At 46.3% G+C, this 19,968-nt stretch carries 16 protein-coding genes; 1 reads left to right on the top strand and 15 read right to left on the bottom strand.

Features of this window, described 5'->3' with window-relative positions:
- Positions 1-55: 55 nt before the first annotated feature.
- From DFP76_RS07565 to DFP76_RS07520, 10 genes are all read right to left on the bottom strand, one after another.
- On the bottom strand, positions 56-640 hold the full coding sequence (locus DFP76_RS07565) for a cupin domain-containing protein (protein WP_113874036.1): 585 nt from the start codon (positions 638-640) through the stop codon (positions 56-58).
- A gap of 45 nt (positions 641-685) precedes the next feature.
- Positions 686-1,816: an FAD-dependent oxidoreductase gene (locus DFP76_RS07560; RefSeq protein ID WP_113874035.1), complete on the bottom strand. Its 1,131-nt coding sequence runs from the start codon at positions 1,814-1,816 to the stop codon at positions 686-688.
- A 1-nt stretch (position 1,817) separates the two neighbouring features.
- Positions 1,818-2,183 carry a Rieske (2Fe-2S) protein gene (locus tag DFP76_RS07555; RefSeq protein WP_113874034.1) on the bottom strand — a complete coding sequence of 122 codons (366 nt, stop codon included), beginning with the start codon at positions 2,181-2,183 and terminating at the stop codon, positions 1,818-1,820.
- Positions 2,180-4,690, bottom strand: coding sequence for an efflux RND transporter permease subunit (locus DFP76_RS07550; RefSeq protein WP_113874033.1), 2,511 nt, complete (start codon positions 4,688-4,690; stop codon positions 2,180-2,182). The genes DFP76_RS07555 and DFP76_RS07550 overlap by 4 nt, the downstream gene beginning before the upstream one ends.
- Complete coding sequence (locus DFP76_RS07545; RefSeq protein ID WP_113874032.1) at positions 4,687-5,748, bottom strand: WD40/YVTN/BNR-like repeat-containing protein; 1,062 nt, start codon at positions 5,746-5,748, stop codon at positions 4,687-4,689. Before DFP76_RS07545 ends, DFP76_RS07550 begins: the two co-directional genes overlap by 4 nt.
- Positions 5,745-6,911 (bottom strand): MFS transporter, encoded by a 1,167-nt coding sequence (locus DFP76_RS07540; protein WP_113874031.1) that lies wholly within the window; start codon positions 6,909-6,911, stop codon positions 5,745-5,747. The genes DFP76_RS07545 and DFP76_RS07540 overlap by 4 nt, the downstream gene beginning before the upstream one ends.
- Positions 6,912-7,153: 242 nt before the next feature.
- The gene (locus DFP76_RS07535) at positions 7,154-8,107 is read right to left on the bottom strand and encodes a VOC family protein (protein ID WP_013796896.1); all 954 of its coding nucleotides are present in this window, start codon (positions 8,105-8,107) and stop codon (positions 7,154-7,156) included.
- A 22-nt stretch (positions 8,108-8,129) separates the two neighbouring features.
- Positions 8,130-9,287 carry an alpha/beta hydrolase family protein gene (locus DFP76_RS07530; RefSeq protein ID WP_113874030.1) on the bottom strand — a complete coding sequence of 386 codons (1,158 nt, stop codon included), beginning with the start codon at positions 9,285-9,287 and terminating at the stop codon, positions 8,130-8,132.
- A 158-nt stretch (positions 9,288-9,445) separates the two neighbouring features.
- Positions 9,446-10,807 carry a DUF1329 domain-containing protein gene (locus tag DFP76_RS07525; RefSeq protein ID WP_113874029.1) on the bottom strand — a complete coding sequence of 454 codons (1,362 nt, stop codon included), beginning with the start codon at positions 10,805-10,807 and terminating at the stop codon, positions 9,446-9,448.
- A gap of 15 nt (positions 10,808-10,822) precedes the next feature.
- Positions 10,823-12,418, bottom strand: a complete 1,596-nt coding sequence (locus DFP76_RS07520; RefSeq protein ID WP_113874028.1) for a DUF1302 domain-containing protein — start codon at positions 12,416-12,418, stop codon at positions 10,823-10,825.
- Positions 12,419-12,565: 147 nt separating this feature from the next.
- Here DFP76_RS07520 and DFP76_RS07515 point away from each other — a divergent pair, with 147 nt between their 5' ends.
- A complete protein-coding gene (locus tag DFP76_RS07515) occupies positions 12,566-13,477 on the top strand; it encodes a LysR family transcriptional regulator (RefSeq protein ID WP_013661360.1) in 912 nt (303 codons plus the stop codon).
- 29 nt (positions 13,478-13,506) lie between these two features.
- Here the strand turns inward: DFP76_RS07515 and DFP76_RS07510 are convergent, their stop codons facing one another.
- The 5 genes from DFP76_RS07510 to DFP76_RS07490 all read right to left on the bottom strand — a co-directional run bounded on the left by DFP76_RS07510 (position 13,507) and on the right by DFP76_RS07490 (position 19,882).
- Positions 13,507-14,406, bottom strand: a complete 900-nt coding sequence (locus DFP76_RS07510; protein WP_113874027.1) for a hydroxymethylglutaryl-CoA lyase — start codon at positions 14,404-14,406, stop codon at positions 13,507-13,509.
- A complete protein-coding gene (locus DFP76_RS07505; protein ID WP_113874026.1) occupies positions 14,403-16,424 on the bottom strand; it encodes an acetyl/propionyl/methylcrotonyl-CoA carboxylase subunit alpha in 2,022 nt (673 codons plus the stop codon). The genes DFP76_RS07510 and DFP76_RS07505 overlap by 4 nt, the downstream gene beginning before the upstream one ends.
- Positions 16,425-16,429: 5 nt before the next feature.
- Positions 16,430-17,221, bottom strand: a complete 792-nt coding sequence (locus DFP76_RS07500; protein WP_113874025.1) for an enoyl-CoA hydratase/isomerase family protein — start codon at positions 17,219-17,221, stop codon at positions 16,430-16,432.
- Positions 17,222-17,316: 95 nt separating this feature from the next.
- A complete protein-coding gene (locus tag DFP76_RS07495) occupies positions 17,317-18,924 on the bottom strand; it encodes a carboxyl transferase domain-containing protein (RefSeq protein ID WP_113874024.1) in 1,608 nt (535 codons plus the stop codon).
- A gap of 22 nt (positions 18,925-18,946) precedes the next feature.
- Entirely contained in the window at positions 18,947-19,882 is a 936-nt protein-coding gene (locus DFP76_RS07490; RefSeq protein WP_113874023.1) for an NAD-dependent epimerase/dehydratase family protein, read from the bottom strand.
- Between the last annotated feature and the right edge of the window lie 86 nt (positions 19,883-19,968).

Raw genomic sequence — 19,968 nt, 5'->3', positions numbered from 1 at the left:
TTTAATAACAAAAAAGCCATTCCGCTGGAATGGCTTTTTGAACTTTGATTATTGGCTAATTGTTAGCGGTTAAAGCCTTGTCTAATTCCGCGTCATAACAAGCATCAACCAAGATAAAGACAATTCGGCACATCTTGTTGGATTTATTCGCCCAAGCATGATTTGTCCCTCGTTGTATGACCACACTGCCAGGTTTTAGCTGTGCCTCTCCATCGTCCACAATGAGGGTCAGCTCTCCTTCTATGACGATGCCGTAATCGACGGATTCTGTCCTGTGCATTAGGGGATGAGGTGAATTTTCTTTTACCGTTGAAAACTCACTACTACCAATGCTCGAAAAGACCCCCTCCATTTTGTCTTTACCCTGAGTTAAAAACTCTTCCGTATCTGGCGGGATATCGACAAAACGAATACGTGTCCCATTCTTTGGCGGCGATAAAACAACTGGCCCTAATGTTGGGTCTTGATCATCAAGATTAATGACGCTTGGTGTTTCCGTGGTGTTCCATATCTCATGAAATTTTGTCCCTGGAATGGCGTCGAAATCCATCGTAGTGGGTATTGGGCCATTTTCGACAATAATGGCATTACCCTCTTCATCATGACCCGTTATAACACGATGAGTTGTCGGAAGAGTCATACGGCTTCACTCCTATAGTACAGCAGGTTAAAAAAAGAAGGTTCATTAAATAGGTTGAGACAGAGCGATTAAAGATTCACGCATAATGGCGGAATGTTCTTCTTTGTCACCACCATGAATCTCGATGTCACAGAGGCGAGCCGAGTTTTCAACAACCATTCTGCAGCGTTCCCAACGACGTTCGTGAAATCTTGCAAACGCGCTGTCTAGATCCTCATTTCTGGCTAACTCATCTGCTAAAACGATGGCACTTTCAATGCCAATACCAGCGCCTGAGGCCAGGTGAGGAGTGGTGGCGGCGACGGTATCACCGATTAAAACAAGGCGACCACGGTTCCAAGGCATTTTGACTAAGATGTTCATCAGAGGGCGGTAGTCAATACTGGCTCGTTCATCATAAGCACGAGGAATCAAGGCTTGAACAATGGGATCGGAAAATTCCGACATTAACTTGGCAAACAGGGTTGGCCAGGTAGATTTATCAATGTGCTCTTTGTTTGGACGATCTTCTGTGATGAACATATACATGAGCGAATCAGAAACAGGATTAACACCCAGTTTTAGGTGTTGCCCCAACCACATATGAACACGGTCAATTTCTTCTGGGCGAGGCATAATGGCACGCCATACACCTTGACCGACATATTCAGGATCTGACACCTCTGGGAAAAATTCTTGGCGTAATTTTGAGTGGATACCGTCCGCACCGATGACGAGATCATATTGGCCTGTCGTACCATCAGTGAAGGTCACTTCCGCCCCATTTTCTGCCTGAGTAATGCTGTTATAAGTACAACCCAAACGCACGTTAACGCCTGCTTCAAGTGTTGCATTGGACATAATGCGTGCCAAGGTCGGTCTAAAAATACCGCCACAACCGCCTACGCTCGAACCGACTGGGCTTGGCGTCGGTAGATTGGTTAGCAGCTGACCATTACTTAAATACATGCCGATGGTATCGGTTACACACCCTTGCTTAACGACATCATCATAAAGACCGAGGATCTCTAAAGCTCGCATGGAGACACCATTAATAGTAATACCAGCACCCAGTTCACACCAATCTGGGTCAATCTCGACCAAGTCGACATCGATTCCGTTGCGAGATAGCCTGATTGCCGCGGCCATTCCCGAGAAACCACCACCGATCACCAAAACTTTATTTACAGCTGACATATCATGACTCCTTATTTTTATTGTTTAGGTCTAAAAATGAAACAATGCCTTCAGAACTGACGAAGAGTTCAACTTTTTCTAATGTCTTACCAAGACAGGGACCTTGAATACAAAGCCCTGTGGTAGGGTCAAACAATGCACCGTGAGCAAAGCAGGTAAGGTGCGTTTTCTGAGTATTCAGATACTGATCCTTACGCCATGCCATCGGCGCTCCCTGCACATGCGGGCACGCATTTTTCCAACCGTAAAGCTCACCGTTTTTCTTCACGATAAAAATGGCATCCTGCCCATTTTCGTTTTCTAGAAAACCTTTTGTGCAGTCATTCTCTAGGTCATCAACATGACATAGAGGAGAGAACTTATTCATAATGATGTTGATAGGGGCCGGTTGCTTGTATCAGACAGCGTCTTTTCTGATGACGCGTCTGCTATCGACTCAGCTTTCGTTGTTTGAGGTGGCGTGACATCTTGATCACGAGCCTCACTTACCTCCTGCTGGTTTGCATTGGCATAACTGGGCTTTAATAAAAAGTGTGCTAACGCAGGCAGTAAAATAAGCGCTCCTAACATGTTCCATAAGAACATGAAGGCCAGCAATAGTCCCATATCGGCTTGGAATTTAATGGGACTAAGTACCCAAGTAATAACACCAATCGATAAGGTTATGCCTGTGAGCATGACCACTTTTCCAGTGAAATTAAGTGCTCTTAAGTAAGCCTTTGATAGGCTTGAACCTCGACGTAACTCCATCAGAGTAATGGATAAAATATACAAGGCGTAATCGATGCCAATACCTACTCCAAGGGCGATAACTGGCAAGGTAGCGACTTTTACGCCCATCTCAAGTTGAACCATTAGCGCTTCTGCTAACACTGAGGTCAGCATCAACGGAAGTACCGCCACCACGACGGCGCGCCATGAGCGAAAGGTAATAAAGGAGAGAATGATGACCGCCCCGTAAACAAGGAAGAGCATGTTATACCAAGCTTCTTTAACCGTTATGTTGGTTGCTGCCTGAATACCAGCACTGCCTGCCGCTAGCAGAAATTGGACATCATCAGTATTATTTTGTGCAGCGAATTGTTCGACGTGGGACACAATCCGGCTTAAGGTGTCGGCCTTGTGATCTTCAAGATAGGTATAAATAGTCAGTAAATTACAACTGTTGTTGTACAGCCCACGGGGCGCACCAGCAGTGATGTAATTTAACATTCTTTGGTTTTCTAAAAATTCATACCATTTTGGGTTGCCTTCGTTTAATCCAGCTAACACTCTGCGAGACAATAAAGGGAGTGAATTGGTGGATTCTACGCCCGGTAATTGGCGTAACTGCCATTCTAGCGCATCAATTTTATTCAGTGTTTGATATTGAGAACATTGACCATCCGGGGTTTTGACCATAATGGCTAATACATCACTGGAAGCGCCATAATGCTTATTCATAAAGGCAACGTCTTGATTGTATCGACTGTCTTTACGTAACTCTGGTGCGCCTTGATCCAAATCCCCAATCTTTAGATAAGTACTTTGATAATAGCCGCCTGCCGCTAATATAAACCCACAGATTAAGGCCGCGGTTGCCCATTTTCGTTGAGTAAATTTATCCAAAAGACGCCATAAAATGGGCGCTTTTTTGCTTTCATCGGACGTTATATCGTTAACGACACTGCGTTGTGCCGCCGAAGTACTGACACCCACATAGGAAAGCAGGATAGGAAGTAGAATTAAATTGGTGAAGATCAGTACCGCCACACCTATGGAAGCGGCGATGGCCAATTCTTGGATGACTTTGATATCAATCACTAATAGCACGGCAAAGCCAACCGCATCAGCAAGTAAGGCGGTAAGACCCGCTAGAAACAGCCGTCTAAAGGTAAATCGAGCAGCGACAAGTTTGTCAAAACCTCGGCCTACATCCTGCATAATGCCATTCATTTTCTGCGCCCCGTGGCTCATACCGATCGCAAAGACTAAAAAGGGCACTAGGATGGAATAGGGATCAAGGTCATAACCTAGCGTTGGCAATATGCCCAACTGCCATACCACAGCCAATAAAGAAGCAAACACCACTAAGCCAGTGGAGCGAACGCAGCGGGTGTACCAAAAGACCATTAACGTGGCGATGATCACAGCAACAACGAAAAACCAAATAACGGTTTGCACTCCCGCAATGAGGTCCCCCATCACTTTTGTGAAGCCCGTTATGTGAATGTCTAATCCTTTTTCTTGATACTTAGCACGTAGCTTCTCTAATTTTTCAGAGTAGCTTGCATAATCAAGAGGCTTGCCTGTTGCGTCTTGATTTAACAGCGGCATATAAATCACAGTCGATTCTTCGTCTGCGGCGATAAGTTGGCCTATTTGCCCAGAGCGAGCAACATTCGCTTTAAGCTGTTGTAGGCTTTCAGGAGAACCGTCGTATCCTTCTGGAATAACTGGGCCGCCTTCTAAGCCTTCTTCGGTGATACCGATCCAGCGAGTAGAAGGTGTCCAAAGGGATTTCATTTGGACACGATCCACGCCTGGCATAAGGAAGACTTCATCGCTTAGTTGACGCAAAAGTTCAAGATAGTGGGCATCATAAATACTGCCACCAGGATTGGCGACGGCAATTCTAAGCGCGTTGCCTAGCCCGGTCAGTTCTGTCTCGTAATTAAGGTAATTTTTGATATAGCTTTGTTCTGTCGGAAGAGTCTTTTCAAAGCTTGCATTAATGGTCAGTTTACTGGATTGCCATGCAAGAATGACCGACAAAACGGTAAAAATCATCAACACAATCAATCTATGATTAAACAGTATTCTCTCAATCAGCTGCCCAGAGTTTGGGTCGAAAGGCGCTTTTTTAGTGTCGGAAACAGGGACTTCATACTTCATTTTGAGTTTCCTATGTGTACTGGAATGGAACCACTGATACTAAGAGCAAGCAGATTACCTTTAGAGGTTTCTATTAGATGAGTTAGTGGCGGAAGTGGTTTGTGATTAATAGGAAGCAACTGGTCGTTTGCTAATGACAGTATCATGCCGGCTTGATTTGACATAAACAGCTGTCCATTTTTGCTGATCAGCGAGGCGGTAATAGACGCAGGTAGCGGATCAATGATTTTTTCCCAAGAAGAACCCTTGTCATGAGAAACAAAAGCATTGCCTCGAAGGCCTGCAACAATCAGATCGTTATTTGAGAGTAACTCAGCAGTGAAAAAACTGCCTTCATATGGCGACTCTAGTGTCTTAAAGGTCTGTCCATTGTCCACGGATAATGCAATGAAGCCTTGTTCCCCCGCGATTAATACTCGATCGCCTTGTTTTCTGACGGCATAAAGGTGGTAACCGAAAAAGTTTTCGATGCGCCCCATCCAAGATTGCCACGTTTTTCCTGCGTCTTTTGTTTCAACGGCAAGGCCATAGGCACCGACGACCACCAAATGTTTTGGACCCAGTTGTAAAAGATCCAAAAAAGGTTTGTCTGGGCCATCTGTCACGAGACGCTGCATCTCTTGAATCGTTTGGTCATCGCCGTCATCGATGGCTTCCGTGAGTAACTGCTTTGCTAAGGCTTGGCCATTTAACTTAACTTGCCAACTGTCACCACCATTGCTTGTTCCTAAGACAATGCCGCTATGCCCAATCGCGTAACCGTTATTCTTATCGCTGAAGGCTATGCCAGTTAAGGTCACGCTCACTGGAGAGGGGACCTGTTGCCAGCTTTCACCATTATCGTTAGAGCGGAGAATTAAGCCTCTTTCACCCACGGTAAAAAGAGAAGCGCCCGCGTAGGCGGCACCTAATAGAACAGAATGATCACCTAAATCGGATTGGGTCGCAGCGCGCTCCATTGCATCCTTGGTTGCCGCTTGGCTTTTGCTGATAGAGAAAATAAGCAAAAGCAGTAGTGCGATAGGATAGAAGCCTAATTTTCCACCTTGTCCCTTCATACTGTAGGCTCCGATTTAACCATTAGAGGAGCTTGGTGAAAAACCCGCATAAAACAAAACACAGAGAGACTGCCAAAACACAGTGCCGCAATACCGATACCATGATAGCCGGCTAGCTTGACAATGGTGCCGCCAAGAACCGGGCCGATGGCGGCGCCTATCATTAGTACTGCAGGTGTGGCGGCTAAAGCACGTCCAGAAGTATCTAATTTGGCTAACAAACCAAATACAAAGGTATGGGTGAACATGATGAGTGAGACAAAGACGATAGACGCGGCACCGAATAACACTAATGACGACGAATTCATAATAATATTGGCTAAGATCACCTGTATGACAGGGCCAAGGAAAAGTACTAAACGAGTCGAGATACGTTTTTCTGAGATACCAGCCATGACAGTAGCAAAAAGGTTAAATAGGGAAAGCGCCACTAGAATGAAGGTGATTTCCTTTGCGCTAAAGCCTCTCTCATTGGCAACACGTTCCATAAAGCTAAAGGTCATGGCCTGTGTCACCACCATTAAGCTAATGCCTATCATGCCGTACCAAACATTAGTGGGGATTTTTTTATGAGTTAGGGTTTCGCTTTTCTCTAACTCTTGCTTGTCAAAATTGACTCTAGGGAAGGCTAGGGCACAGATTAAAGCGGCTAAGACCATTACTCCCGCAAAGATAATAAACAAGGAATGGCCACCTTTTAGCTGGATGATGTTTGGCGTAACGGCCATAAATGCCAAGCCTAACAAGCCGGATGCGAACCCAGTCATAGCGTATAATCTATGAGGGTTTTCAGCCCGTGCAACGGTGCCATGGGTCATGCTAAGCGCTGAACTTGCACAAGCACCGGCAATCAAGTGCAGTATGGCTAAATGCAAAAAGCTGGAAGTCTGTGAGGCAATAAAAAAACACCCCCCCGCAGCCAGATAACCAACCGTAGTCACCAGTTTGTGATTCATTTTTTTAAAACGCGGTGCAATTGATAGGCTTGCGCAAACAGCACCGATGAGAAAGAGAGTGACTAACGCGCCAGCTTGCTGAGCGTCATAATGATAAGCCGCTACTAACACGCCTATCCAGAGGGGTAACGCAACCAAATCAAGCATGCCTGCGCAGTTCGACGCCATGATAGCGACATTACCTTTTAAACCAAATCGCTGACTCATAACACTTCTCCTAATTGGAAAATAATAGGTCGGCAAATTCTGGCTTTTGCTTTGCCAAAGCGTATCTGGTTTGTGATTCTTAGTATCAACATATTTTATCACCCACGTTATTTATTTTTATTCTGTGGTCGCGAAGACTAAAGGCCGTTGTTATAGGCCGACCCCCTTGTTAATAAACAAGGGGGAATGGTGCTTCGTACCACGCTTTGTTAGGGAAGAACGACTCTTTTTCTCTCGATCCTTTATTCATAATCACCGTTGTGAGGGGTGTCTGCCCCAGGCGCCCATTTCTCTCGATTTCGCATCAAAAAAGCCTGTGAAGCATCTGCTCCCATTGGTGAAACACGAGGCGTCCAATTTTTGTCGTGAAGATCCATGTCGGCGTCCATTTCAATATGGCAAGCAAACGGGCTGTTGAAATACCAGAACCAGTTTGAACCTAAAATATGACGACCTGGTCCCCAAAAGGCTTGATAACCTTTTTTGATAAAACGCTCGCCATTTTGCATCAACTCAGTCGGGCCACTAAAATGGAAGGTAAAATGCTCAACACCTTGCATGAACGGCGGTGCACCAATTAAAAAATGAGTATGATGTTCTAAACTGCCACTCGGTTGTAAAAACGGCCCTATGTCTTCAAAACGATCGGTACAGCGAAAGCCCAGTCGTTCAACATAGAAGGCTTCTGCTTTTTTAACATCTGGCACAAAATACACAATGTGAGACAGGCTTATCGGACGAATTTGTTCTGCATCGACGTCGACGCCCAGTTGGTTAACCGGTCTTTGAAATGGCGAGCCTGGAAGGTTTGAAATTTCGCCCACTAGGTTAATCTGCTTTTTCTTAGAGATTTGAAAGCCGATGGCGAAACCTGAGTCATCATGAGATTCGATAGACCCATCTGCTAATGTTTCGACTGCACGGTCTTTACTGAGCTCAGCATACAGGTCGTCAAGACTTTGTTGGTCAGCGACGCCCATGATTGTTTTTCGCATCATACAGCCATTGCCAACACTGGCTGGCAGACTCGGATCCTCTGTTTTAGCCAGAACAACGCCTGTGCCATCCAGCGCCTCAAAGCGCCCACCTTCATCAGTAACATCGACTGGAATGAGACCATAATCGGTTAAAAAGGTGGCGCAAGAAGGGATATCGTCTACCCCAAAAATAATGGTTTCTAAACCTACAACTTTCATATCTCTTTCCTCTAGTAAGTGGTTAGGCTGTATGACCACCGAGCGTTTCTGCCACCCAGTCGACTAAGTAGGCACCTGCATTGGCGGAGTTATCAAAGCTAGAGTGCTGTACACCACCTTCTCGATCAGTGAAAATTTTAAGTTCTCGTTTAGGGCTATTGACGAGTTGCTCATAGGTTCGGTACGCCCATTTAAGAGGGATCTGAGAATCTTTTTCACCATGAGTGACGAGGAATGGCACCTTGATTTGATCGAGTACACCATCAAGGTGGACGTTTTCAGCGATTTGCATAAATTCGTCCATGTCTTTTGCGCCCCACACCCAACGTACATGATCCCAATAGTGCGGAACGGGAAAGTCACCTTCTTTTTCTAAGCGACGTTTTTGTACATCACGCCAATCATGGTTAGCACCCCATACAAGGCCACAGGCAAATCTAGGTTCAAAAGCAACGGCTCTTGGGCAGTAATAACCGCCGAGGGAAACCCCTTGTAAGCCAATTCTTTTGGCATCAATTTCGTCACGTGTTTCTAACCAATCGACAATTCGACTGGCCCAATGTTCACTGTCATAGCGGGCAGTAAACCCTTGTAGGCGTATGGCTTCGCCTGTACCTGGTTGGTCAACAATGAGAGAGGAAATGCCACGTTTTGCTAATAATTGAGGCACGCCTACGCGATAGATCATCTCTTTAATAGAATCTAGGCCATTGACTTGAACGAGAATGGGCGCTTTGCCTTCGACGCCTTCGGCGCGAACATATAAGGCGGATATGTGTTTACCCTCGTAAGGAATCTCAACGCGTTCACAGTTTTCTTTCGCTAAGGTCGTTCCCTTAGCGAAGACTTTTAAAAAGTGTTTGTATAGGGTTAGTCGACTTTCGCTTCCAAGGCCTTGCAAGCGTTCAGCTGTGCCATAATAGGTTGCTGCTCGAGCATATTTGTCACCAGCCGATAACAATCGACCCTTGTCTTCGTCTTCTTGTGCCAAATCACACAGCTTATCCGCCATGCGTTCCCAGCTTTCTCTAAAGGCTATTGAACCTGCTTCGTCTTTAGCTTTAGCCGCTTCTTTTAGCGGTGCGCACATCTCTTCAATTTCCCCTATACGAGCCCCCATTTCTAGTGCCAGATTGATCGAAAGGTCCCATGGATAATTGCTCGGAAAATAACGAAACATAAGTTCTCCAATTGTTTTATTTCAGCTTAATAGTCGGTTTAAATTGTTTAGTAACTTGATAGATAAAAAGCAGTTTGCCCCAAGGCAATGAGGTAACCTAAAGGGGAGTAAGGCTACTCACTCCTCAAGGCAAACCGTTCAACTCAATTTATTTCTAGTTACCTCATACCTTGTCGCGCGATACCTTGACCCGTAAAGGTACTGGTAGGAAAACGCTTTCTTGGACGATAATGAAATGCTTTATCGTTCATCACGTTAGCCGCGTAACCTTCCCCTGACAGTAGGTTATAAAAGCCGAATGTCTGAGGGATGGTGCCTGGGAATTCCGGCATGATGTAATTGAAACCCCAAAGTGTTTTCCATAATTGTCCTTTTGAATCCCAGCGATCGCCCAACATGGCTTGCCAAGTATCTTCATCAAGATAATATCGGCTACGTGCGGCTTGATGACGTTTGCCTTTCGCCACAGTTGCTTCAACCACCCAGACTCGGTGTAGCTCCCAGCGAACCGCATCTGGATTTAAGTGATTTCCAGTAATGATGTCTTTGTCTGGGTATTGCAAAAAATGATTCTGGTTATAAGGTAGGAAAATTTCTTTTTTACCTAATAACTTCCAATCAAAGGTTTCGGTACGTCCAGAAAACACACTTATTTCATCAAAGGACATCAAGCCAGCGGTAGCAGGCGTTGGTGTATCACAGCAAGGATTGGCGAGTTTTCTTACTCGGCGTTGGCCAGCTAAGTAAACGTACGACTTGGTTTTCGAGGAGTCGAGATTGGTTTGTCCACCAATCAGTGCTCCAGCTCGAATTGGCGGACCATAATTCTCCAGCAGAATCTGCTCAAAGTAGCCATTGAAGTCTTCACTTGAGCCATCTTCAAAATAATAGGGAACTTGACGTTTTATAAAGCCATCGGTAGTCAGTACCACCTTGCCACTTGACGTAATTTGATATTGGTTGAATGCGGCTTCCCAGCTTACGCCACGCCAAGATAATCTGTGATTATTAATGGCTTCTAGACCATTTTTAGCGATAGGGAATGGGGTGCCACCATAAGCGTCAATCAGTTTATGCCCCTCTAACTTTGCTTTGAGTGCATTTTGCATCGTAAAGTCATAGACCCACTTTGGTGCTGTCGCCGTTCTGTGCGTAGGATAGACATCTAAACGATAGGTATCCGGGTACTTAGTAAGCATCGCCTTGACGCCATCTGTTAGATGTTCACTGTATTGCGCCATATTTTGTGCGGTGACGGAATACAGCGGCTTTTCATCTTTAAATGGATCTAAGCGCTTTCCTCCTAAAATCTCCCCAGGGATAGGTTTGTTAAATCCTCCTGTCCAAGCGGGAATCGTGCCTGCGCTATTGCCTGCTTTTTCACCGCCGAAAGGGGTTAAATCCTGGCCTAAACGAGCCGCTTCTTCTGGGCTGACCGCGGCCAAGCTTAGTGAAGCAAAACCGCTCAAAAGTACTGAGGTGAAAAGAACGTTCAAACGGTGTTTTTTGTTTTTATACATTTCGTTCTCCAAAACTTAAAAGGTGGTGTTAATAGAAGCTGCAAGGAAGTCTCGATCTTTCAACGTTTGCTTATATTGCGCATAATTGTTGTCATCGAGGAAGTTGCCTTCTTCACCTAAGTATTTGGTGTAGCTTAAGGACATATTCCACCGATCTAGATAGACAGCTTTAATGCCGACATTGACATCACCGCCCCCATCAACCCCAAAGGCGCCTACTGCAGACGATTTCCCCCAAGTGTGGCCAAAGCCAACGGATGGAGACAGATCAAGGCCATCAAAAGCTTGACGGTAAGTTGGGCTATACACCATTCTCAAACCGACCGCAGAGCGGTCAGCATTGGGGTTTAGCATACTTTCGTTTTCAGTGGTTTTGACTCGAGTATTCCAAGCAATTTCGCCCATAAAACTGGCTTCTTTAGAGATAAAACTTGGTCCTAGACTTGCCATCCAAGAGAACTGAGCATGGGCTGTTTCACCAACCGCATAACCTGGATTATCATTGTTGTCGTATTGCACGCCTGATGGCGTGATTGTTTGGCCCTTACTTTGTAGAGGGGCATTACGGCGATAAGATACTTCCATTGCCAGACCCCAAACGCCAACGCTTTTCGCCATACTGGCACCGTAAGCTTCGATGCCTTCGGCGTAGGCAAATTTGAATTGCTCTGGAATACCACTAGGTGCAACCATATACTGGTTACTGGCGCTATAAGCATTGTAGCGAATGGCATACAAACCAAAATCTGCATCCAGATCATTATCGCTCCAACGCAATTGCAGACCATATTGCCCCGAGTCACTGGCTTCCTCATCCTTGGTTTTCTGAGCTTTATTTTGACCAATAAGTAAGACATCTGAAGCAATGGCGTCGCCACTGGACAAGTAGGAACCGACAGGTGGAATACGTGACGCTTCCCATTCATAGCCGATATAGGCGCCAATGGTTGCTTCATCACTGATTGGTATGTCGACCGACAGTTTGCCCGTTGGTCGAACGGTTTCTTTGAATGTGGAGTTGGGAACAGATAGCAGTTTCACCACGTCATTAGGCGCTTGTCCGCCTGCGATACCATTAGATCCGAAGAATAAACTCTCACCCCATAAGAGGGAGTGACGACCTAAACGAACGGTTCCTTCCATCCCATTCATAACGGGAAAATAACCATAGACAAAGGCATCCAGTATTTCAGCATCATCACCCATGATTTTTTTGGTGTTATCAGAAAATTCGCTGGCAGGTGTGTTATTAGCGGTACTGCTAGTGTTGTCGGTAGAACTGTTATAGACGTCGTCGTACCAAGCGGCACCACTCACTCGAAAGCCCATGTTTTTATAGGAGCCATCCAGTTCACTGAACAAATCAAGCCGGTTGGAAACCAGACCCTTATCAAAGTTATTGTTACCGTCGTTTTGGTTGGCGCTGTTTGTCAGGCCAGGAGATGCGTCTTCTAAGCGAAGCGCCGTACTGTATTTAACCGTATTGTCTAGGCTGAGCCTAAAATCAGAACTGCCGGTATCGATATTGAAGCCATAGGCGGTTGACGTACTGGAAATAATGGCGACAGCCACAGACGTAAGCCGAAATGACGCGGAGTTAAATCTACTCATTTGTTCTTCCTCTCGTTGAAGGTTTTATTTTTATCGTTAAGAACAAGTCCACTATAAGCCAGCTTTATCATTCACAAGAGCCCTTTAAATTGAATCGATGATTCGATACTATCGAATGATTAAAATAATAAAGAAGGGTAGATTCCCATGCGTTTTAAAAAGCTTGATTTGAATTTGCTGGTGGCATTAGACACCTTGCTGACGGAGCAAAGCATTACCAAAGGGGCAGAGAAACTGAATATGAGTCCCTCGGCACTGAGCAATTCTTTATCTAGGTTGAGAGAGTATTTTAATGATGACTTGCTGGCACAAGTGGGTCGAAAAATGCTGATTACACCGTTTGGTGAGAACTTAAAAGTGCATGTACGCAATGCCTTGAACAACATAGAAAGCACGATTCTTATTCAGCCTACGTTTGAGCCACAGAACACAGATAGAATTTTTAGCATCTTTTGTTCCGACTATACGCAAACTGTTTTTATTCCCTACTTACTTGAGGTGGTTGGGCAGCACAAATGCACAGCACGTTTTGAGTTTTTAGCGCAAATCGATAACCCTCATGAGCAATTAGAGCGCGGTGAAGCAGACTTATTAATCATTCCTTCCGATTTTGTTTCGAAGGAGCATCCCAACGATGTTTTGTATGAAGAAGAGTTTGCCTGTGTAGTATGGCAGCATAGTGAGCTGGCAAAAGGCGAGTTGACTAAGCAAAAATATGCTGAGGCAGGTCATGTGGTGATGCGCCCAGGTGGTATGAAAAAAGGCTTTTTTGAACTGTCTTTTGCGAACCAACACAATATAGAGCGTCGTATTGCGGCGACTACCTTCAGTTTTGCCTCCTTGCCCGCTTTAGTCATTGGCACTGACAATATTGCGACGATTCACGCGAGGTTAGCGCATAAGATGGCCCAAGCATGGCCGCTAAAAATTCACCCTCTGCCATTTGATATTCCAGTCTTAAAACAATGTGCCCAGTGGCACCAGTATCGTCACAAAGACGAAGGACTTATTTGGCTACGAAATGCCTTTCAAGAGGCGGCACAAAACATGGGATCCTAAAGGATCCCATGTCAGCCTTATAAGCATCTTTATTGCTGAGAAAGGGCGTGAGCTACTTTAGACGCATTGTTCCGCCCAAGAGCAGAGCTGATAAATTGACCCGCTTCGATCAGTTTTCCTAGATTCACCTTATGCTCAATACCTAAACCATTGAGTAGATAGACCACGTCTTCTGTCGCCACGTTCCCAGATGCGCCTTTGGCGTAGGGACAGCCGCCTAATCCAGCCACGGACGCATCGACCACGGAGATACCACGCAATAGGGCGGCATAGATATTAGCCAACGCTTGCCCATAAGTATCGTGCATATGCATCGCCAGTTTGTCTATTGGGGTATTGATTAAAACCTCATCTAACAAGCGTTCAACGGCAGCTGGGGTGCCCACGCCTATGGTGTCGCCAAGGGAGACTTCATAGCAGCCCATGGCGAGTAATTGTTCTGTCACGTCTGCGACCTTTCTGGGGGCAATATCGCCTTCATAGGGGCAGCCTAAAACACAGGACACATAACCGCGCACCGCTACTTTTTGCTCGTTGGCGGCGGCGATCAGTGGTTCAAACCGCTGTAAACTTTCGGCTATCGAGCAATTAATGTTTTTTTGAGAAAAAGCTTCTGAAGCAGCGGCAAAAATAGCCACCTCAGAAGCCTTTACGTCCATTGCCCGTTGGAAGCCTTTTAGATTGGGCGTTAAGGCCGCATAGGTAATATCGGGCAGCCGTTCTATGCCGCTAAATACCTGTTCGCTGTCGGCCATCTGGGGAATCCACTTAGGGTTAACAAAGCTGCCTGTTTCAATATAGCCTAAACCACTTTCAGCGAGCTTTTTAACCAGTGTAATCTTGGTTTCAGTTGAGATAATCTGCGACTCATTTTGCAAACCATCTCTTGGGCCGACTTCAACGATTTTGACCCTTTTAGGTAAGCTCATAGGGCGGTCTCTGCCTCCGTATTAAAGGACATAAGTTGCGCACCACCGTCGACCAAATCACCAGCGGTGAAATAGAATTCTTCTACGTAACCGTCGGCTGGCGCACGAATACTGTGCTCCATTTTCATTGCTTCCATGACGAGTAATAGGCTGTCTTTGCTAACCTTCTCACCGGCTTTGACGGCCAGTTCAACCACTGTGCCGTTCATGGGTGCCGCTAGCGCGCCTTGTGACTGGCTGGCATCCTCTATGCCTAAATCGACTTCCGGCAAGGTGAATTCAAGCCTTCCTTGCTGAGTAAATAGCATCCCTTTGTTATCCTGGAGCGACACGGTTGCTGTTTGTCGGTGTCCTTCAATGTGAGCGATAAGCTCGTGTTCAACCTGTTCCCCAGCGACAAAATAGTCTTGTCCGTCATATTGAATCCTGTAGCCATCAAGTGTATCTCGCGTGCTGGCTTGGACTTTGAGATGATGAGGCTCGTCATCGATCAATAGCGTGATGTGTTGGCAATGAACTAAATTCATGCGCCAGTCATGTGTTTCCAACCAAGGTGAACGTTTATCGACAGATGAATGAGCGTCGCCAGAATGGTACGGACGTTCTTTCAGGAGCATAAATAATGTGGCGAGTAGTAAATGCTTTGTCTGGTCATGTTCATCGGGCTTGAAGATCTCCTGCTCATGGCGCTCGATGAATCGCGTGTCCAGATCCGCATGGGCAAACGCATCGACACTGGCCAACTTGTAGAGAAAAGGTAGGTTGGTTTTCATGCCTGCAATTTGGTAGTCACGTAGGGACTGGCGTAAGCGTTGTAACGCCGTTTCTCTGTCTTCATCCCAAACGATCAGTTTGGCAATCATGGGGTCGTAGTAAACGCTGACCTCATCGCCTTGTCGAACGCCGGTATCCACTCGAACATTATCGTTACCGGCTGGGGGACGTAGCAAATGCAGTTGACCGGTAACGGGTAAGAAATCCTTATCGGGGTCTTCTGCGTATACCCGAGCTTCAAATGCATGCCCATGAATCGTTAATTGCTCTTGTCGGCAGGGTAATGTTTGTCCCGCGGCGACACGCAGTTGCCATTCTACTAAATCTTGCCCCGTAATCATTTCGGTAACAGGGTGCTCCACTTGTAAGCGAGTATTCATTTCCATAAAGTAAAAGCGGCCATCATGATCAAGCAAGAATTCCACTGTACCAGCGCCTTGATAATCAATCGCTTGGGCTGCTCTGACTGCGGCTTCACCCATTTGTTGGCGTAAAGAATCCGACATGCCGGGAGCAGGAGCTTCTTCAATAACTTTCTGGTGACGGCGCTGTAATGAGCAATCGCGCTCAAATAAATAAACGGCATTGTGGTGTTGATCACAAAAAACTTGAATTTCCACATGACGAGGCTCGGTCAAGTATTTCTCCACCAACATGGTGTCGTCACCAAAACCATTCATCGCCTCGCGTTTAGCGGCCGCTAAAGCTTCATCAAAATCCTCGGCTTGCCAAACTTGGCGCATGCCTTTACCACCACCACCGGCAGCGGCTTTTAGCAGTACGGGGTAGCCCATTTGTTCCGAACTTGCTCTGAGTAACTCTGGGTCTTGATTCGCGCCATGATAACCTGGTACTAATGGCACATCGGCTTTTCCCATGATGTCTTTGGCAGCCGATTTTGACCCCATGGCTTCGATCGCACCAACAGGCGGGCCGATAAAGACTAGGTTGTTGTCTTGGCAAGCTCGACAAAAATCGGCATTTTCACTTAAGAAACCATAACCCGGATGAATGGCTTGAGCTCCGGTTTGTTTTGCCGCTGCAATGACTTTTTCTATGACGAGGTACGATTCGCGAGAAGGGGCATGACCTATGTGTACGGCTTCATCTGCCATCTCAACATGGAGGGCGTGACGGTCAGCATCAGAATACACAGCAACAGTACGAATGCCCATTTTTCGAGCGGTTTTTATCACTCGGCAGGCGATTTCGCCTCGATTAGCAATGAGTATTTTGTCAAACATCTTGGTTATTCTCCTATCCACGCGGCAGGGCGCTGGTCGAAAAAGGCGCTTAATCCTTCTTGACCTTCATCCGACACACGTATGGCAGCAATGCGCTCAGAAGTGTCTTGTATTAAAGCGTCATCAATGTTTTTGTCGGCCACATCAAAAACCAATTGCTTGGCCTGTTTGAGTGCTTGAGGGCTGTTGTTAAGTAGCTGATTAACTAACTGATCTAGGGTTGAATCCAGTTCATTGTGACTTGCTATTTTTGTTACCAGTCCTAACTGTTCAGCTTCTTTGGCCGAAAAGCGCTCGCCAGTCAGAAAGTAACGGCGTGCGGCTCGTTGACCGATGGCGGCAATGACATAAGGGCTGATGGTGGCGGGAATTAAGCCGAGTTTTACTTCACTGAGGCTAAAAGAAGCCTGTTCACTGGCAATCGCAAAATCACAGCAGGATACCAAACCCACCGCGCCACCAAAGGCCGCACCTTGAACACGGGCAATGGTGGGCTTTTCAAGAAAGTTGAGCGTTTTCAACATACTTGCTAAACCTTGAGCATCACGAAGGTTGTCTTGATAATCATATTGCGCCATGCGCTTCATCCAATTCAGGTCAGCGCCAGCGGAAAAGCTTTTTCCTTCTGCGGCCAATATCACCAACTTCACTTTAGGGTCGTCAGCAGCACGTTGGAACGCCATTTCCAAATCGGCAATGACCTTGTCATCAAAGGCGTTATGCTTTTCCGCTCGGTTTAAACACACCGTTGCGACACCCGACTTATTCAGGCTATAAAGGACAATTGAGTCAGACATAAGTGTTCTCTTTAATGGTTTTACTTACTTATTCAACGGATTACGAAATAGACCTCGCAGGGTATAACAAGTGAATCCGCAATAATTAGCATTCGTTACATTCTGAAGACACCAAATCGCGTTTCTTCAATAGGCTTATTCAATGCAGCAGAAAGGCTTAAACCGAGTACTTTTCGGGTGTCTGCTGGGTCAATAACGCCATCATCCCAAAGTCTTGCTGAGGCATAATATGGGTGCCCTTGATGCTCATACATGTCTAAGATGGGTTGTTTAAAGTCCGCTTCTTCGGTGTCTGTCCAACGCTTGCCTTCACGTTCATATTGCGCTTGTTTAACTTGCGCTAGTACGCCAGCGGCTTGTTCACCGCCCATGACTGAGATGCGCGCATTTGGCCACATAAACAGGAAACGTGGATCGTAACTGCGGCCACACATACCATAATTACCTGCACCGTATGAGCTGCCGATTAACACCGTCAGTTTGGGCACTTTTGCGCACGCCACGGCATTGACCATTTTTGCGCCATGTTTGGCGATACCACCCGCTTCATATTGTTTACCCACCATGAAACCGGTGACATTTTGTAAGAAAATGAGCGGAATTTTCCGCTGAGTACAGAGCTCGATAAAGTGCGCGCCTTTTTCAGCGGACTCGCCAAACATAATGCCATTGTTGGCCACTATGCCGATGGGGTAACCATAAAGCCGAGCAAAACCACAGACTAGGGTGGTGCCATAAAGTGCTTTGAACTCATCAAATTCTGAAGCATCGACGATACGAGCAATGATCTCGCGAACATCAAATGGCTGTCGTTTATCTTTCGGTACTATGCCGTAAATCTCTTGGCTGTCATACAAAGGTTCACGGGAGGCTTGTGTATCAAGTTGGCTAGGCTTAACTCGATTAAGTCGAGATACGGATTGACGGATTAGTGAAATCGCGTGCTGGTCATTTTGAGCATAATGATCGGCGACACCGGACGTGCGACAGTGGGTATCAGCGCCTCCGAGTTCTTCAGCACTGACCACTTCCCCCGTCGCGGCTTTGACCAAGGGTGGTCCCGCCAAAAAAATGGTGCCTTGTTGTTTGACGATAATGGATTCATCCGCCATTGCTGGTACATAGGCTCCACCAGCAGTACAAGACCCCATCACAGCGGCAATTTGCGGGATCCCCTGTGCGGACATATTGGCTTGATTGAAAAAAATACGACCAAAGTGTTCTCGGTCGGGGAAGACGTTGTCTTGATTGGGTAAATTTGCACCGCCGGAATCCACCATGTAAATGCAGGGTAGATTGTTTTCTTCAGCAATGGTTTGTGCGCGTATGTGCTTCTTAACGGTCAGCGGGAAGTAGCTGCCGCCTTTTACGGTGGCGTCATTAGCGACAATCATGCATTCTTGGCCTGAAACCATACCAATGCCAGCTACCACACCGGCACACGGTACGGGGCTATCATACACTTGATAGGCGGCTAACTGAGACAACTCTAAAAAAGGCGATCCTTTATCCAGCAACGCGTTAATTCGATCTCTGGCTAACAACTTGCCTTGTGAAACATGGCGTTGGCGATACTTATCCCCCCCGCCTTGACTGACCTCCGCTATTTTACATTTAAGGTCGTCCACTTGAGTTTGCATAGCGGCCTGATTTTCTGTGAACTCGGTACTACGCGTATTCACTTTGGTATTTAAAATTGCCATAAATATGCCTTATCGTCATTGATTAACGTGACTGAATGTCGGCTAATGTGTTGCTGATCAGCTGTTCTACGCTACCATCATGTACAAAACCGGCTTTTTCAGCATTCAAGGTTGTAAGGGGAGGGTAAGCGCCAAAAGCGGCTTCTAACTGAGGGTCAGAGTCGTAACGAATATTATCTACTGAGGTGCTTGTCGTCTTTGAAAGAGCATTAATAAGGTCGCCCATTACGACGTGAATAGCCGGTAGGGTGACGACTCTGTCTTCTGGCATGGTTTGACTGTCTAAACCGAGTGCGTGAACGAGATTGTTGACTGTTTGAGTGCGGGACATTAACCAAACTTGTGCCGTTTTAGAGACGGGCATCGTCATCGTTTTACCAGCGAGCATGACATGAAAAATATCGTTCATAAACGCTGATTTAAACCCTTCAGCGCCTTGTGGTCGAGCCACGATACCGGGTAAGCGAACACCGACACCATCAATTGTGCCACGACGGGTAAAGGTTCCCAGCGCGACCTCAGACATCATCTTATGCATGGCATAATGCAGTTTAGGTTGTAACGGCGTGTCATCGTTCACACCTTCAGGCGGAATGGCATCACCGAATACCGCAATGGCCGAGGCATAGACGAAACGACACTTTTCTGTGCTTGCGCCGGCTAATTGAATAAGGTCAACGGTCGCTTCTACATTAATTTTGAAAGATAACTCGGGAGCACTTTCTGCGCCACCGCCTGGAATGGTTGCAAGGTGAACCACTGATTCTATGGTTTGATCAAACAGTGACGCACGGAAACTGGCATCGGCTAGGTCACCTTGTTTAAGGGTTAAGGCTTGATGTTGTGTTAGTGCCGTTAATTCACGATCTGTCGCCACGACAGACTTGCCAGCCTTTAACAGTGCTTCTACAACGCCGGAGCCAATGAAGCCGCCCGCGCCTGTTACTAAAACTGTCATTTGTATTCTCCAGTGCTTTAAAACGTTTTTATAATATGAATACCGCATTCGTAAGTGATCGAACTCACAGGAATCGGTGTTTAAGC

The organism is Marinomonas aquiplantarum, assembly GCF_003314975.1.
Classification (GTDB): domain Bacteria; phylum Pseudomonadota; class Gammaproteobacteria; order Pseudomonadales; family Marinomonadaceae; genus Marinomonas; species Marinomonas aquiplantarum.
This window is presented reverse-complemented; position numbering and strand designations above follow the sequence as displayed.

What these genes read in the sequence shown, in the direction of transcription:
- DFP76_RS07535 (WP_013796896.1), bottom strand. Translation starts at nt 8,107, where the DNA reads ATGAAAGTTGTAGGTTTAGAAACCATTATTTTTGGGGTAGACGATATC.
- DFP76_RS07510 (WP_113874027.1), bottom strand. Translation starts at nt 14,406, where the DNA reads ATGAGCTTACCTAAAAGGGTCAAAATCGTTGAAGTCGGCCCAAGAGAT.
- DFP76_RS07515 (WP_013661360.1), top strand. Translation starts at nt 12,566, where the DNA reads ATGCGTTTTAAAAAGCTTGATTTGAATTTGCTGGTGGCATTAGACACC.
- DFP76_RS07565 (WP_113874036.1), bottom strand. Translation starts at nt 640, where the DNA reads ATGACTCTTCCGACAACTCATCGTGTTATAACGGGTCATGATGAAGAG.
- DFP76_RS07520 (WP_113874028.1), bottom strand. Translation starts at nt 12,418, where the DNA reads ATGAGTAGATTTAACTCCGCGTCATTTCGGCTTACGTCTGTGGCTGTC.
- DFP76_RS07525 (WP_113874029.1), bottom strand. Translation starts at nt 10,807, where the DNA reads ATGTATAAAAACAAAAAACACCGTTTGAACGTTCTTTTCACCTCAGTA.
- DFP76_RS07550 (WP_113874033.1), bottom strand. Translation starts at nt 4,690, where the DNA reads ATGAAGTATGAAGTCCCTGTTTCCGACACTAAAAAAGCGCCTTTCGAC.
- DFP76_RS07495 (WP_113874024.1), bottom strand. Translation starts at nt 18,924, where the DNA reads ATGGCAATTTTAAATACCAAAGTGAATACGCGTAGTACCGAGTTCACA.
- DFP76_RS07545 (WP_113874032.1), bottom strand. Translation starts at nt 5,748, where the DNA reads ATGAAGGGACAAGGTGGAAAATTAGGCTTCTATCCTATCGCACTACTG.
- DFP76_RS07555 (WP_113874034.1), bottom strand. Translation starts at nt 2,183, where the DNA reads ATGAATAAGTTCTCTCCTCTATGTCATGTTGATGACCTAGAGAATGAC.
- DFP76_RS07560 (WP_113874035.1), bottom strand. Translation starts at nt 1,816, where the DNA reads ATGTCAGCTGTAAATAAAGTTTTGGTGATCGGTGGTGGTTTCTCGGGA.
- DFP76_RS07540 (WP_113874031.1), bottom strand. Translation starts at nt 6,911, where the DNA reads ATGAGTCAGCGATTTGGTTTAAAAGGTAATGTCGCTATCATGGCGTCG.
- DFP76_RS07490 (WP_113874023.1), bottom strand. Translation starts at nt 19,882, where the DNA reads ATGACAGTTTTAGTAACAGGCGCGGGCGGCTTCATTGGCTCCGGCGTT.
- DFP76_RS07530 (WP_113874030.1), bottom strand. Translation starts at nt 9,287, where the DNA reads ATGTTTCGTTATTTTCCGAGCAATTATCCATGGGACCTTTCGATCAAT.
- DFP76_RS07500 (WP_113874025.1), bottom strand. Translation starts at nt 17,221, where the DNA reads ATGTCTGACTCAATTGTCCTTTATAGCCTGAATAAGTCGGGTGTCGCA.
- DFP76_RS07505 (WP_113874026.1), bottom strand. Translation starts at nt 16,424, where the DNA reads ATGTTTGACAAAATACTCATTGCTAATCGAGGCGAAATCGCCTGCCGA.